The sequence below is a fragment of the Geobacillus zalihae NBRC 101842 genome, from assembly GCF_001544135.1.
Classification (GTDB): Bacteria; Bacillota; Bacilli; order Bacillales; family Anoxybacillaceae; genus Geobacillus; species Geobacillus zalihae.
In genome coordinates, this window is record NZ_BCPV01000019.1 from 22,004 (window position 1) to 35,661 (window position 13,658).

The following is a 13,658-nucleotide window of genomic DNA, read 5'->3' on the forward strand; positions in this document are numbered from 1 at the left end:
TGCATCGCCCCCAATCAATTACTGTCATCAAACCATCATCCGTGTGCCACCCTAAAAGCGAAGGGGGTGCTGACGATGAGACGACCATGGTTGGCCGTTATGTTCGGAACGGCCGTCGCCCTAGCCGGCTGCGCACAGACGGCCGAGGACGACAACACCGATATTTACAAGCGGAGCGGCAACACGATCAATGTCACCGACCGCAACGAGCTGTACAATGAAAACGGGGTGCCCAACGGCGATGACACGCCGATGAACAACTTCGGCTACGTCCGCCATCAAAAAAGCCCGATCCTCGGCGATGCAAACGGCTATAACGACATGCCGTCCTTCAACCGCGAGAAAGCGGCTGATTTAATCAGCAAATTGTGCACCCAGCTACCGGGCGTCAAAGACGTCGCCACGCTCGTCACGGATGAGGAAGTGCTCGTCGTGTATGACGCGGACACGAACAATCGGCAGCAAACGGCCGATCAAGTGAAAAAAACAGCGCTTTCCGTCGTTCCACGCTACTACCATGTGTATGTCGCCGACAATCCGCAGCTGATGAAGGACATTGAGCGCTTCGGGCGCCTTGATTCGAACACGCGCAACATCGACCAAATTCTCGATGCGACGATTCAGCGGATGTTGAAATATCCGCAAGGGAAAAAACTGAGCGACGGGGAAAATGAAAACGGCGAAATGATCAACGAAACAAACGATGAATTAGACCGCGATTTCCGCGACGGCACGCCGCGGGCGACGAAAGCGGGGCGCTAGGGAAAAGAAACGGTCTGCCTTCTTGATGAAAGGCATGACCGTTTCTTCGCGTTCATCCGGCCGGGATGATGCTTTCAGCCGCTGAAACAACGCTTGCTTTCGCGCCGTTCGTTGGATGTTACGCTTTCAACTGCCGCGCTTTCGCCGCCTCGCTCACCTGCTCATCGGCATGGTACGACGAGCGGACGAGCGGCCCCGCTTCACAATGGCTGAACCCTTTGCTCAACGCGATTTCTTTCAGCTCTTGAAACTCATCCGGATGGTAATATTTTACGACCTTCAAATGTTTTTTCGTCGGCTGCAAATACTGGCCGATCGTCAAAATGTCGACATGGTTGGCGCGCAAGTCATCCATCGCTTCCATGATTTCCTCTTTCGTTTCCCCAAGGCCGACCATGATGCTCGATTTCGTCGGAATGTCCGGCTGCAATTCTTTCGCGCGCCGCAAAAACTCAAGCGAACGTTCGTACGTCGCGCGGGCGCGCACCCTTGGAGTCAAGCGGCGCACCGTTTCGATGTTATGGTTTAAAATGTCAGGGCGGGCATCCATCAAAATTTTCAAGTTTTCATACACCCCGCCCATATCCGACGGCAGCACCTCGATCGTCGTAAACGGGTTTTTCCGGCGGATGGCGCGCACTGTTTCGGCGAATACCGCCGCCCCGCCGTCTTTTAGGTCATCGCGGGCGACGGCGGTGACGACGACGTGTTTCAAGTTCATGATGCGCACCGATTCCGCGACGCGTTCCGGCTCCTGCCAATCGAGCTCGGTCGGCAGCCCGGTTTTGACGGCGCAAAAGCGGCAGGCGCGCGTGCAGACGCTGCCTAAAATCATAAACGTCGCCGTCCGCCGTACGGCCCAGCATTCGTGAATGTTTGGGCACTTCGCTTCCTCGCAAACGGTATGTAAACGGTTTTCCCGCATCAGCTTCTTTAAACCGATATAATTCTCGTTCGTGTTCAACTTGATTTTCAACCAGTCCGGCTTGCGGACGTGTTCTTCTTTCGTCGCCATCGTTCTCACTCCACTTGTCGATGATTGTTCATTTCTCATTATAATGAAAAGCGCAGGAAAACACAAAAAAATCGTCCATCAGACGATTTTCCTCCTTTTAACATTTATGAAATTCCCGTTTCTCCCCAAACTAAACATATGAAACGGGCGGAAAGGGGGAATACGCGTGCATCGATGGCTTGCCGCCATATCGGCGGCAGCGATGCTGTGGATCGCCGCCGGCGCGGCTTCGGCGGCGGAACAGGAAGAAGCGGTGTATGAAAAGCGAATGGAGCTGTACAAAAAGGCCGAGGCCGTTTCCTTGATCCCGTGGTATTACTTTGCGGCCATTGACCAGTATGAGCGAAACGTCCGGCAAGTGCGCCGCGACTTGCCCAAACCGACCGGCGTTCTCGGCATTTATATGAAGCCGGAAATATGGGCCGGGCCGCTGAACAAAAACCCGCATGATACAGACCCGTTCACCATCTCCCAGTTTGGAGGCCTCGGCGTGGACGGAGACGGCGACGGCTATGCGCGGGCGGATGACGATGACGATGTGATCATGGCCATGGCCCGCTATTTGCAGACGTACGGCATCGATCACCGCCATATCAAAATCGCGCTTTGGAACTATTACCAACGCGCCAAAACCGTCGACTTGATTTTAGGAAAGGCGAGAATTTATAAAAAGTATCAGACGTTGAAATTGGACAACCACGTGTTTCCGCTTCCGCTAGGGGCCAATTACAGCTACCGCGATACATGGGGGGATGCGCGCGGCTGGGGCGGGCGGCGCATTCATGAAGGAACCGACATTTTCGCCGGCTACGGCGTTCCGGTGCGCTCGACGTGCTATGGCATCGTCGAGCTGAAAGGGTGGAACAAATACGGCGGCTGGCGCATCGGCATCCGCGACATCAACAACACGTACCATTACTTTGCCCATTTGAACGGCTTCGCCGCCGATCTTCGCGAGGGGCAAATCGTCGAGCCGGGGACGATCATCGGTTCAGTCGGCAGCTCTGGCTACGGTCCGCCCGGCACGGCGGGGAAATTTCCGCCCCATCTTCACTACGGCATGTACAAAGACAACGGCTATACCGAATGGGCGTTTGACCCGTACCCGCACCTAAAAGCATGGGAGCGGGCCGAGCGGCAACAACGGCGCCGCTAGCCGCGCGGGGGCTGGCGCGACGGGGGTCTCTCCGCCAACGCCAGCCGCCCAAATAAGCGGCATGTTTTTTCAAGAGCAGAGACGTCCCGGACGCCGATGTTTCCCGTCCGTCCATCCCAGCCGGCGTTCGCCGGCCGAAACGGCAATGACGGAAAAAGGCTGATCTCCAAGTTGGAATCAGCCTTTTTTCCACGGCGGCACAACCGTCCGAAACGGCTTTCCGCTGACGTTCTTCCGCCTATCGCTTCTCAATGCCCGCCCAAATACGCCTGCTTCACCTGCTCGCTCGCCTGCAGCTCGCTCGCCGTTCCCGACAAGACGACGCGCCCCGATTCAAGGACATAGGCGCGATGGGCGATGGAGAGCGCCATATGGGCGTTTTGTTCGACAAGCAAAATCGTCGTCCCCGACTCGTTGATTTCCTGAATGATGCGGAAAATCGTTTTGACCAAAAGCGGCGCGAGCCCCATCGACGGTTCGTCAAGCAAGAGCAGCTTCGGGCGCGCCATGAGCGCGCGGCCGATGGCGAGCATTTGCTGCTCGCCGCCCGAAAGCGTGCCGGCCAGCTGCTTGCGCCGCTCCTCAAGGCGCGGGAACAGCTGAAAGACTTTGGCAAAGTCTTGTTGAATGCCTTCTTTGTCTTTGCGCAAAAACGCGCCGAGCTCCAAGTTTTCCTCGACCGTCATATTGGCGAACACGCGCCGCCCTTCCGGCACGTGGGAAATGCCTTGCTTGACGATCGTCTGCGCCGCCTTGCCGGCGATCGAGGCTCCCTCATACACGATGTCGCCGTTTTTCGGCCTAAGCAGCCCGGAAATGGTTTTCAGAAGCGTCGTTTTGCCGGCGCCGTTTGCGCCGATCAGCGTGACGATCTCGCCTTTGTTCACCTCAAGCGATACGCCTTTTAAGGCATGAATGTTGCCGTAAAACACATCGATTCCATCCACTTTCAACATGGTCACGACACCTCCTCGCCAAGGTAAGCCTCGATCACTTTCGGGTTGCTGCGCACTTGTTCCGGCGTGCCTTCGGCGATCAGCTGGCCGTGATCCAACACGTAAATGCGCTCGCATATGCCCATCACAAGCGACATGTCATGCTCAATCAACAAAATCGTCAACGCAAACCGTTCGCGAATGAACGCAATCAACTTCATCAATTCTTTCGTTTCTTGCGGGTTCATGCCGGCGGCCGGCTCGTCAAGCAAAAGCACTTTTGGCTGCGCCGCCAGCGCCCGGGCGATCTCAAGCCGGCGCTGCTGGCCGTACGGCAAGTTTTTCGCTTTCTCGTGCATGACGCCGTCAAGCTGAAAAATGTTCAAAAACTCGATCGCCTTTTCTTCCATTTCCTTTTCCCCGCGGAAATGGGACGGGAGGCGGAGAATGGAGCTCGCGATCGAATGGCGGGCATGCGCATGGTAGGCGACTTTCACATTGTCGAGCACCGACAGCTCGCCGAACAGGCGAATGTTTTGAAACGTCCGGCTGATCCCTTTGCGCGTAATTTTATACGGCGGCAGTCCGTTCAACGTCTCGCCGTCAAGCATAATCCGCCCGTCAGTCGGCACATACACGCCCGTCAACAAGTTAAACAGCGTCGTTTTCCCCGCGCCGTTCGGGCCGATGAGCCCGACAAGCTCCCCTTGATATAGCTCCATCGTCACACCGGAGAGCGCCTTCAGCCCGCCAAACTGGATGCCGACGTTTTCTGCTTTAAGCAACGGTGTTTTTGCCGCCATGATTCATTCCTCCCTGCGCTGCCTTCCGCCATTTGAAGAGCGAAGATAGTTCTTTCGTCCCCATCAACCCGGTTGGACGGTACAGCATCACCAAAATCAAGACGATGCTGTAAATGATCATCCGCGTTTCCGGATAGTTTTGCAAGAACGTCGAAACGATCGTCAGCAACACCGCGGCCACCACCGCGCCGGATAGGCTGCCGAGCCCACCGAGGACGACGAAAATCAAAATGTCGAACGATTTCAGGAAGCCAAAGTTCGATGGCTGAATGATGTAAAAGTGGTGCGCATACAGCGCTCCGGCGATGCCGGCGAAAAACGAACCGATCACAAACGCCGCCACTTTGTAATACGTCGTGTTGATCCCCATGGCATCGGCGGCGATTTCATCTTCGCGGATCGAGATGCACGCCCGTCCGTGCGTCGAGTTCGTGAAGTTGGCGATCACCAAAATGGTGGCAAACAGGCAGGCGAACACCCACGGCCATGTCGTCATATGCGTCACCGTCATGCCGCTCGCCCCGCCGACGTAATCGATGTTCAAGAGCGCGATGCGGACAATTTCGCCAAAGCCGAGCGTGGCGATCGCCAAATAATCGCCTTTTAAACGCAAGCTCGGCACGCCGATGATGAGGCCGGCGAGCGCCGCCGCCACCCCGGCAGCCAAAACGCCGGCCGCAAACGGCAGCTGCAGCTTCATCGTCATAATCGCGGAGGCATAGGCGCCAACGGCGAAAAAACCGGCATGGCCAATGGAAAATTGTCCGGTGATCCCGATAATTAAATGCAGGCTGACGGCCAAAATGACATTAATCGCCATAAAAAAGAGGGTATTCACATAAAAGATGTTTAACGTTCCGCTTGCAATCAGCCACTCGACAACAACGAAAAAGGAGAAGGCCAGTATGACGGAAACCCAAAATCCACGCGTCCGCTTCCAAGTTGCCATTGTTCCCTACCATCCTTTACACTTTTTCTCGTACGTTCTTGCCAAACAATCCGGCCGGCCGGAAAATGAGGATGAGAATTAAAATGACAAACGCCACTCCGTCGCGCCAAAGCGAGTAGCCGAGCCCGCTGACGAGCGATTCGATGACGCCAAGCAAAAGCCCCCCGACCATCGCTCCCGGAATGATGCCGATTCCGCCCAACACGGCGGCGACAAACGCTTTTAATCCGGGAAGAATGCCCATCAATGGCTCGATTTTTGTATAATAAATGCCGAAAATAACGCCTGCCGCCCCCGCAAGCGCCGAACCGATGGCGAACGTGGCCGAAATCGTATTGTCGACATTAATCCCCATTAACCGGGCCGCTTCCGCATCATGAGAGACGGCGCGCATCGCTTTCCCGATTTTTGTCCGGTGAACGATGAACTGAAGAAGGACCATCAAAACGAGGGACGTGCCGAGGATGAACAGCGACTGGCTGCTGATGACAACGCCAAACAGCTCCAAGTTCCGATCTGACAGCAACGTGCTCGGATACGCTTCCGGCTGCGCCCCGCGCAAATAAATCGTGACGTACTCAATCAAGAGCGATACGCCGATCGCTGTAATGAGCACAGCAATGCGCGTCGCGTTGCGCAGCGGCTTGTACGCAATCCGCTCAATGACTACCCCGAGCACGGCGCAGGCGGCCATCGCCAACAACAGCGCTGGGAAAAAACCGACGCCGAGCATCGTCACAGCGTAAAAACCGACGAATGAACCAATCATAAAGACGTCGCCATGGGCGAAGTTAATGAGCCGGACGATGCCATACACCATCGTATAGCCAAGCGCGATGAGCGCATAAATGCTGCCTAGCGAAATGCCGTTGACCAGCTGTTGAATGAGTTCCATGATTGCACGCTCCTTAACGAAAACTCGTCGTTGGCCAAAAGAAATGCCGGATGGGAGGGCGCCCCTTAGGGGCCTCCCCTGTCCACGCATCCATCCAGCCTTTTATTACGGATTCACTTTTGTTTTAAATTGCTGCTGCCCGTCTTTGTATTCCAAAATAATGGCCGATTTGACAGGATTGTGGTTTTGATCGACCGTAAATGTTCCCGTGACAAGCTGCAAATCTTTCGTTTGCGCCAGCGCGTCTTTAATTTTCACCGGATCGGCGCTGCCGGCCCGCTTAATGGCATCGGCCAGGAAGTAGGCTGTATCATAGCCAAGCGCGTTGAACGCATCCGGCGCTTTATTGTATTTCGCTTTAAAGGCTTTCACAAACTCTTGAATTTTCGGATCCGGGTCGCCCGACGAATAATGGTTCGTAATATACGTGTTGTTCAACGCGTCTTTGCCCGCGATCTCGACCAGCTTCGGCGAATCCCAGCCGTCGCCGCCCATGATCGGGACGTTCAACCCAAGCTCGCGCGCTTGTTTGACGATCAAACCGACTTCTTCATAGTAGCCCGGCAAGAATAAAAATTCCGGATTGGCCGATTTAATGCTCGTCAGCGTGGCGCGGAAGTCGGTGTCTTTCGCCACATACGCTTCTTCGGCAACAATTTGGCCGCCGCCGGCTGTAAATGTTTCTTTAAATGACGCCGCCAGCCCTTTCGAGTAATCGCTCGCGCTGTCGATCAAAACAGCCGCCTTTTTTACTTTCAAGTCGTTCAGCGCAAATTTGGCCGCCACCGTTCCCTGGAACGGGTCGATAAAGCACGTCCGGAAGACGAACTCGTTCACTTTGCCATCTTTGACGGTCACCGTTTCGCTCGTCCCAGACGGTGTAATAATCGGAACTTTATTGTCATTGGCAATTTGCACTTGAGCGAGCGTGTTCGTGCTCGTCGCCGACCCGATAATGGCAGCGACTTTATCTTGACTGATCAGCTTGATGGCGCCGTTTGTCGCTTCGGCCGCTTCCGATTTGTTGTCTACTTTGACAAGCTCCAACTTTTTGCCGTTGATTCCTTCTTTGTTGATTTCCTCAAACGCCAGCTCTACTCCTTCGGCGATCGACTGTCCATACGAAGCGACCCCGCCGGAGAGCTCAAGGTTGGCGCCGATTTTAATCACATCGCCGCCCCCGCCTCCGCCGCCGTTTCCGCCTGAAGAACTGCCGCCTTGCTGGTTGCCGCCGCAGCCGGCCAAAAGACCTGCCGTCAGCATCAATGAGAAAAAGACACCTGCTGCTCTTTTTTTCTTCATTTCTTGTTCCCCCCATTGTTCAAAATGTTCTGTCACCAGAGCGCACACCTTTCTCTGCATACTATATCGACAGAGCCCGTCTGCCTTGTGCGCTCGTCCGCCGCGCCGGATGGCGCCGCAAACTGATGCATGCCTTCCGATGCCGGCCGTTCATTCCCCCTTTCAAACTGCTATGTAAATAATAAAACTATTTTCAATTTAATATAATATTACAAAATTCGAACCAACTCGTCTAGTTATTTTCTATTTGAAAAACAAAAAAAGCTGTTTCCTCTTGACAAACGCCAGAGAAACAGCCAAAGCCCCTTCGCCGGGAAGAACACTTTTTTTGCATAACGTTTCCATGTTTCTGTCAAAACCATTCCCAACGGCTGACGCGGGCATCCGTCAACCTAACGGAACTATATAGATGCAATTTGAAGCTTTACCATTTGCAGCTTTTACCGAGTATTTGGTCGACTGTCGGGTGACCGAACAACGCCGCTTAAAGACCCATATATGGGTCTGTGAAGCAGGCGGTTGTTCGATCCTCCGTCACGCCTTGGCTTGCCTTCGACAGTCGAACGAGAACGATCGATTTAGGAAGATGACAGTCGCCGGCCTTTTAGAGGCGCGCATTGACAGCCTTTCCCACTACCGCTTCGGAAGCTGGATGGACGGGCCGACTTGACCGCCGTTTTTGTTGTAAAATTGCGGCACTTCTCCCGGAATAAAGCGCATCACAACTGGAATATCTGTTGTCACATTGGAAATTTTCGAGGCAAAAGGAATGACGACTTGGATGTCGACCGATACATGAATATCAATTTCAATAAAAAAACTGTTAATATCATACGCTCGAATTTCTTTCGTCACTTCCGAGTCGACATTGCCAACGATCTGAAACTGCACCGGAATGCGCGGGCCGAGGTTGGCCAAGAGGACATTATCCGTGATTTTTCCAAGCGGAATGTAATAAATGATGCCGCGGCTGTTTCCAGTTCCGGACTCGACTTCGGGAAGGACCATCCGTTCAAGCCGTCCTTCTGTCGCCGCCTTTAAGCTTTCCATCACATGATCATCCGTCTCCGATAAGATGCGATTGATCACCGCGGTGTCAAAATCGACCGACACAATTTTGCCGCTTTCGTCCTTTTGAACCGTGACCAGCTGCCGAAATTCAGGGTTGTCTTTTTGAAACTGCTGCTCAATGGCGTTATTGATCACCAAGTTGGCAATCCGCTTCGTTTCCGTTTCCGCAATCTCCATGAGCACCGGCTTAATGCCTTTATTGACAATCCAAAGGCTTACCGCCGTCGAGAACATAAAAAAAACGAACGTCAATAAAAACACATAGCGGAACGGGAGCGGCCCCTTCCGCACGAATCGGGGGCGCAACAAAATGAAAATCCCTCCTTTACAAGCTATATGTATGCTTGCAAGGAGGGATTTTTTCACCGCATTTTCAACAGCGCCTCTCTTCCTTTCATTCCCTCTTCAATGCCGAGCTCCAAAGCGGCGACTGTCACCGATTCCAGCGGCGCCTCAAGCAGCTGTTCAATCGTACGCACCCCGACCGCCCGCCCGGCGATAATGCCGCGATCACGCAATTTCTCATTCAACAGCGCCACATCGAGCGCTCCGCACATAATGTACCCTTTTTCACCCGCCACCGCCAACAAATTCGTTTTCGGCAGCTGGACGGACACAGCAATAAACGGATGTCCGTCAATGATGATCGGCTTCACTTCGACCATCGCCGCAGTCACTCTCCTTTCCATACTCCAATGTATGAAGCATGGAAAAAGAAGTGCCTGCCTATTGGGCCAATTTCCAAGCGAGAAGATCGCGCAAAAACTCCGGCATGTAATACGTTTTTTCCGCCGCCCGCTGAATTTGCGGATAAAAGTGGCCGATCGCAAACATATCGGTCGTCGCCACCTCATACGTGCGCTCGGGATTGAGCGGCTCGCCGTTGATCATAATGCGGCGGATATGCCATTGGCCGTCCTCCTCGAGCCCGGCCTCGATGTCCACGCCGTCGTACACCATTTCCCCCATCACTTCGCCGCGGAAGCCAAACCCTTTAAACTGCCAATGCTTCATCCGTTCCGTGTTGGCCTCAAGGATAATCTCTTTGAGCTCCGCGCCGCGCAGCTTCACCTTGCACGGGTTGAGCGGATGTGGGCAAATGCGATGCAAATCTTTTTTCGTCACCGGTCCTCTCGCAAGCGGCGCAAGCAGCACGCCGGCGTTGACCATGCCGATGTCCGCTTGGCACCACTCACGCAAAGCGGAAGCAAGCAAATTCGCGAGCGGCGACGGGGCGAACCAGTCAAGCGGCAAGTCATCATGGAGCACGGCGACTTGTTCCGCTTCAAGCCGCGCCAAACTTTCCTGCTCAAGACAAACAAGATGGCGCTCGACCGCCTCGGAGCGGGGCAATGGTTCGACATCCACGACCGTCGCGGATGCCCTGGACAGCCGGTTTTGGTCAATCTCCAGCTTGACCATCCCAACATATTTTCCGTATTTCCCCGCCGCGCAAAGCAGTGTTTGATTCAATGTTTTTCCTTCTAGAAACACATGGTGGGTGTGAGCGCCTAAAATAATGTCCACGCCTGGGATCGTCGCAGCAATTTTTTCATCCTCATTCACCCCAAGATGGGACAGCACAACGACGCAATCGGCCTTTTGCCTCACTTCCTCCACCGCCGTTGCCAACATGTCAAACGGCGGAACGATCTTCCAGCCGAGCAGCTCGTAAAAGTGAGAAAACGGAGCGGTGGCGCCAACCACCCCAATGCGAAACGTCTCCGTCGCCGGGATGACGACATACGGCAACGCCCAATGCGGCCGCACGCCATCGCGGCGAAACAAATTGGCGACCACGACCGGAAACCGAGCCTGTTCGTACAACGTATCCAGTTCATCATGATCAAGGGTGATCCCTTCGTTGTTGCCGATCGTCACCGCATCATAGCCAAGATCGTTCAACAAGTCCACATTCGCCTTCCCCCGCGTCGCCTCGGTAATCGGGTGCACGCGATCGAGAAAATCGCCGACATCAAACAAAAGCATCGCCTCGTTGCGCGCGCGATGCTCCCTTCTCCGTTCTGACAAAAAGCGGGCGATTTGCGGCCAATGTTCAAAATGGCTGTGCACGTCGTTCGTATGGTAAATATAAATAGTTTGCTTCAAAACGCGCGCCCCTCCTTCCATTACGCCAAACTTCCCCATACAAGCCGGGCCCCGAGCAGCACAAGCACTAGCCGCAGCACGACGACAAGCGTCCGGCTTGGCATCCGCTTATTGATCCACGCTCCGGTTTTCGCCCCGATCCACACCCCAGGAATGAGGGCAAGGGCAAACGACCATTGCACGTTTCCCATCGCGACATGGGTGAGAGAGCCGACGAGCGAGGACAAAAAAATCATCAACATCGACGTGGCGACCGCCACATGGGGCGGAAAGCGAAACAGCACGATCATCGCCGGCACCATGAGCGAGCCGCCGCCAATGCCAAACAGCCCGCCGAAAAAGCCGACGACAAACGCGATGGCGACCGCCATGAGCGGCTGATAGCCGTATGTGAACACCTCACCGTTTCGGTCCGTGTACGTTCGCACAACACGCCGTTTCCACCAAGGCGCCGGCCGCGCCTGTTCGGCCTCCGTTCGTCCGGCCCCGTTTTCTTTCGCCGCCGCCGTCTCGTCAGCCGAACGCTTCGTTTTCTTTTGACTGAGCGACAAAAAGAGCGACATGGCGATTAAAAACAGCCCAAAATACAACGAAAAATGAGCGGCGCTCAGCGTATTGTTCACCCAAGCGCCGATGACCGCCCCGGGAACGCTGCCAAGACAAAAGAGCAAGCCGCTTTGATAGTCGACCATTTTGTCTTTCATATACGACAGTGTGGACGATAAGCCATTGAAAATAATGACGACAAGCGACGTGCCGACCGCGACCTGCGGCGTCACCGCCGACAGCCAGCCGAGCGCGCCGAAAAACAGAAGCGCCGGCACGATGATCACCCCGCCGCCAAGGCCGGCCAAGCTGCCCACCGTCCCCGCGATAAAGCCGATCAAAAAAAGCAACATATACGCCATTTTGTCTCTCCCCCCGCTTCAAAACAAACCAAGCTGCCGCGGCGCCAGGCCCGTGTACTCAATGCCAAGCAAATCGATCAATTGTTTGGCGTTGTCAGCGGCGTCGCCGCCGGAGTTGTTGTTAAACAGCACGTAAATTTGTTTCGTTTTTTGCTTTAATGTCTCGATATGGCGCGCCCACTCGCGCAGCTCGCGCTCGTTGTATCGATACAAGTAGCGGACCGCCCGCCAGTTCTCGCCGGCCGTCGCCTTGTTCCAGCCGTGGACATTCCGTCCGTGCAGGCGGATGAGCGTCTTTTCCCGGTCGGTCGGATGCAAAACGGTCGGCACCGACCCTTCCCCCGCCTGCGGCTCGTCGCAAATCGCGTGAATCCACCCTTCCTCTTCCATAAAGCGAAGCGTTTTTTCATAAAAGCGCGGCGAAAACCATGATTGGTGCCGAAATTCGAGCGCCGCCGGCACCTCCCCCATCCGCGCTTTCACCCAGCGCAAGTACTCCACATGCTCGCGCCGGCAGTCAAACCACGGCGGAAACTGAAACAGCACCATCGCCAGCTTCCCCGCTTCCTGAAACGGCGCGATCGAGTCCAAAAACGCGGCAAACATCGCTTCCTTGCTTTCATACGGAATCGGGCCGCGCTCATGCCCAGTCATCCCTTGGTACGCCTTCACAATAAACTGAAACGACGGTGGCGTCTCGCGAATCCACTTTTCCACGTTCGAACGCGGCTGAATAGCGTAAAAGTACGAATCGACCTCGACTGTCGGAAAATGAGCCGCGTATTCCAGCAGCTTGTCTTTTGCCGCAAGACCTGGCGGGTACAAGCTGTCATGATCCCCCCAGCCGGTCAGTCCGATGTAAATCATATCAATCACCAATTCGTTCGATTTCCAGCTATCTTCACTATATCATATGTGCCACCTCCAGGAAATAAAAATGACCGCCGTCCCATCAAAGAGCAGCGGCGGTTCAGAACGTCCAGATTTACAACCGAGGAACCGTTGCGATACAATGGTAACCATCGGAACATTCTGATAATGGGGGGCTTCCGATGATTCATCTGTACCCGTTTCTTCTCTTATCGATATTTTTGATTGTGCTGCCCGGCCCCGACACGGCGGTGGTGACCAAAAACACGATTTCCGCCGGGAAGATCGGCGGCTTGAAAACCGCACTAGGGGTTTGCTGCGCCTTGTTTCTCCACACCGCCGCGGCGTCGCTCGGGCTTTCCGCCGTCATTATGCAATCGGCCTTGCTGTTTTCGATCCTGAAGTATGTGGGTGCTGTGTACTTAACGTATTTAGGCGTTAAGGCATTATATGGGGTCATGAAAAAAGGCGAAGCCCCCAGTGTGGAAACGGACATCAGAGGAGGAGGAGAACATACCGCCTGCTTCAAGCAAGGGTTTCTGACCGATTTCTTAAATCCGAAAGTGGCGGCCTTTTTCTTAACCTTTTTGCCGCAATTCGTAGCACCGGGCTCGCACTCCTTTGTTCCGTTTCTCCTGATGGGGGCGGCTTATACGGCGATGACCGCGATATGGTTTTTGTTTTACATTTCCTTCATCCATTATATCAGCGATTTCATGAAGCGGCCGAAAACGAAGAAATGGATCGAAGGCATCACGGGCACGGTGATGATCGGGTTCGGCATCAAATTGGCGCTTGAAAAAGTCCAGAGCTAAACAGGAAGACCGGGCGCGGCTGAACAGAGCCGCCTGGCATGTGAAATGAAAGACAGGGGAGCGCCCAA

At 54.5% G+C, this 13,658-nt stretch carries 15 protein-coding genes; 3 read left to right on the forward strand and 12 right to left on the reverse strand.

The window, feature by feature from the left end; translation table 11 throughout:
- The first annotated feature begins 75 nt into the window (after positions 1 to 75).
- The gene (locus GZ1_RS07410; protein WP_033004697.1) at positions 76 to 762 is read left to right on the forward strand and encodes a YhcN/YlaJ family sporulation lipoprotein; all 687 of its coding nucleotides are present in this window, start codon (positions 76 to 78) and stop codon (positions 760 to 762) included.
- Positions 763 to 880: 118 nt separating this feature from the next.
- On the opposite strand, the gene lipA is transcribed toward GZ1_RS07410, so the two are convergent.
- The gene (gene lipA / locus GZ1_RS07415; RefSeq protein ID WP_015375731.1) at positions 881 to 1,777 is read right to left on the reverse strand and encodes a lipoyl synthase; all 897 of its coding nucleotides are present in this window, start codon (positions 1,775 to 1,777) and stop codon (positions 881 to 883) included.
- A 166-nt stretch (positions 1,778 to 1,943) separates the two neighbouring features.
- Here lipA and GZ1_RS07420 point away from each other — a divergent pair, with 166 nt between their 5' ends.
- Positions 1,944 to 2,933: a M23 family metallopeptidase gene (locus GZ1_RS07420; RefSeq protein ID WP_020753760.1), complete on the forward strand. Its 990-nt coding sequence runs from the start codon at positions 1,944 to 1,946 to the stop codon at positions 2,931 to 2,933.
- Here the strand turns inward: GZ1_RS07420 and GZ1_RS07425 are convergent.
- The 11 genes from GZ1_RS07425 to GZ1_RS07475 form a co-directional block, all read right to left on the reverse strand.
- Complete coding sequence (locus GZ1_RS07425) at positions 2,930 to 3,103, reverse strand: hypothetical protein (protein ID WP_223810851.1); 174 nt, start codon at positions 3,101 to 3,103, stop codon at positions 2,930 to 2,932. The genes GZ1_RS07420 and GZ1_RS07425 overlap by 4 nt on opposite strands.
- A 78-nt stretch (positions 3,104 to 3,181) precedes the next feature.
- Positions 3,182 to 3,889, reverse strand: a complete 708-nt coding sequence (locus GZ1_RS07430; protein ID WP_011232446.1) for an ABC transporter ATP-binding protein — start codon at positions 3,887 to 3,889, stop codon at positions 3,182 to 3,184.
- A 2-nt stretch (positions 3,890 to 3,891) separates the two neighbouring features.
- The gene (locus GZ1_RS07435) at positions 3,892 to 4,671 is read right to left on the reverse strand and encodes an ABC transporter ATP-binding protein (protein WP_011232447.1); all 780 of its coding nucleotides are present in this window, start codon (positions 4,669 to 4,671) and stop codon (positions 3,892 to 3,894) included.
- Positions 4,646 to 5,620, reverse strand: a complete 975-nt coding sequence (locus GZ1_RS07440; protein WP_020753764.1) for a branched-chain amino acid ABC transporter permease — start codon at positions 5,618 to 5,620, stop codon at positions 4,646 to 4,648. Before GZ1_RS07440 ends, GZ1_RS07435 begins: the two co-directional genes overlap by 26 nt.
- A 16-nt stretch (positions 5,621 to 5,636) precedes the next feature.
- Positions 5,637 to 6,515, reverse strand: a complete 879-nt coding sequence (locus GZ1_RS07445; RefSeq protein ID WP_060788234.1) for a branched-chain amino acid ABC transporter permease — start codon at positions 6,513 to 6,515, stop codon at positions 5,637 to 5,639.
- A 105-nt stretch (positions 6,516 to 6,620) separates the two neighbouring features.
- On the reverse strand, positions 6,621 to 7,817 hold the full coding sequence (locus GZ1_RS07450) for an ABC transporter substrate-binding protein (RefSeq protein WP_060788248.1): 1,197 nt from the start codon (positions 7,815 to 7,817) through the stop codon (positions 6,621 to 6,623).
- A 633-nt stretch (positions 7,818 to 8,450) separates the two neighbouring features.
- Entirely contained in the window at positions 8,451 to 9,197 is a 747-nt protein-coding gene (gene yunB / locus GZ1_RS07455) for a sporulation protein YunB (protein ID WP_060788235.1), read from the reverse strand.
- A 53-nt stretch (positions 9,198 to 9,250) separates the two neighbouring features.
- Complete coding sequence (locus GZ1_RS07460; RefSeq protein ID WP_011232452.1) at positions 9,251 to 9,553, reverse strand: YunC family protein; 303 nt, start codon at positions 9,551 to 9,553, stop codon at positions 9,251 to 9,253.
- Between the two features lie 61 nt (positions 9,554 to 9,614).
- Positions 9,615 to 10,997 carry a bifunctional metallophosphatase/5'-nucleotidase gene (locus tag GZ1_RS07465; protein WP_060788249.1) on the reverse strand — a complete coding sequence of 461 codons (1,383 nt, stop codon included), beginning with the start codon at positions 10,995 to 10,997 and terminating at the stop codon, positions 9,615 to 9,617.
- 20 nt (positions 10,998 to 11,017) lie between these two features.
- On the reverse strand, positions 11,018 to 11,905 hold the full coding sequence (locus GZ1_RS07470; protein WP_060788236.1) for a sulfite exporter TauE/SafE family protein: 888 nt from the start codon (positions 11,903 to 11,905) through the stop codon (positions 11,018 to 11,020).
- Between the two features lie 18 nt (positions 11,906 to 11,923).
- Positions 11,924 to 12,772, reverse strand: coding sequence for a DUF72 domain-containing protein (locus GZ1_RS07475; RefSeq protein WP_060788237.1), 849 nt, complete (start codon positions 12,770 to 12,772; stop codon positions 11,924 to 11,926).
- Between the two features lie 185 nt (positions 12,773 to 12,957).
- On the opposite strand from GZ1_RS07475, the gene GZ1_RS07480 reads away from it, so the two are divergent.
- Positions 12,958 to 13,590: a LysE family translocator gene (locus GZ1_RS07480; RefSeq protein WP_011232456.1), complete on the forward strand. Its 633-nt coding sequence runs from the start codon at positions 12,958 to 12,960 to the stop codon at positions 13,588 to 13,590.
- Positions 13,591 to 13,658 lie beyond the last annotated feature (68 nt).

Bases quoted from the DNA above. Each gene is read 5' to 3' on its own strand.
- GZ1_RS07430 (WP_011232446.1), bottom strand. From the start codon at position 3,889: ATGTTGAAAGTGGATGGAATCGATGTGTTTTACGGCAACATTCATGCC.
- GZ1_RS07460 (WP_011232452.1), bottom strand. From the start codon at position 9,553: ATGGTCGAAGTGAAGCCGATCATCATTGACGGACATCCGTTTATTGCT.
- lipA (WP_015375731.1), bottom strand. From the start codon at position 1,777: ATGGCGACGAAAGAAGAACACGTCCGCAAGCCGGACTGGTTGAAAATC.
- GZ1_RS07440 (WP_020753764.1), bottom strand. From the start codon at position 5,620: ATGGCAACTTGGAAGCGGACGCGTGGATTTTGGGTTTCCGTCATACTG.
- GZ1_RS07450 (WP_060788248.1), bottom strand. From the start codon at position 7,817: ATGAAGAAAAAAAGAGCAGCAGGTGTCTTTTTCTCATTGATGCTGACG.
- GZ1_RS07475 (WP_060788237.1), bottom strand. From the start codon at position 12,772: ATGATTTACATCGGACTGACCGGCTGGGGGGATCATGACAGCTTGTAC.
- GZ1_RS07445 (WP_060788234.1), bottom strand. From the start codon at position 6,515: ATGGAACTCATTCAACAGCTGGTCAACGGCATTTCGCTAGGCAGCATT.
- GZ1_RS07410 (WP_033004697.1), top strand. From the start codon at position 76: ATGAGACGACCATGGTTGGCCGTTATGTTCGGAACGGCCGTCGCCCTA.
- GZ1_RS07480 (WP_011232456.1), top strand. From the start codon at position 12,958: ATGATTCATCTGTACCCGTTTCTTCTCTTATCGATATTTTTGATTGTG.
- GZ1_RS07435 (WP_011232447.1), bottom strand. From the start codon at position 4,671: ATGGCGGCAAAAACACCGTTGCTTAAAGCAGAAAACGTCGGCATCCAG.
- GZ1_RS07470 (WP_060788236.1), bottom strand. From the start codon at position 11,905: ATGGCGTATATGTTGCTTTTTTTGATCGGCTTTATCGCGGGGACGGTG.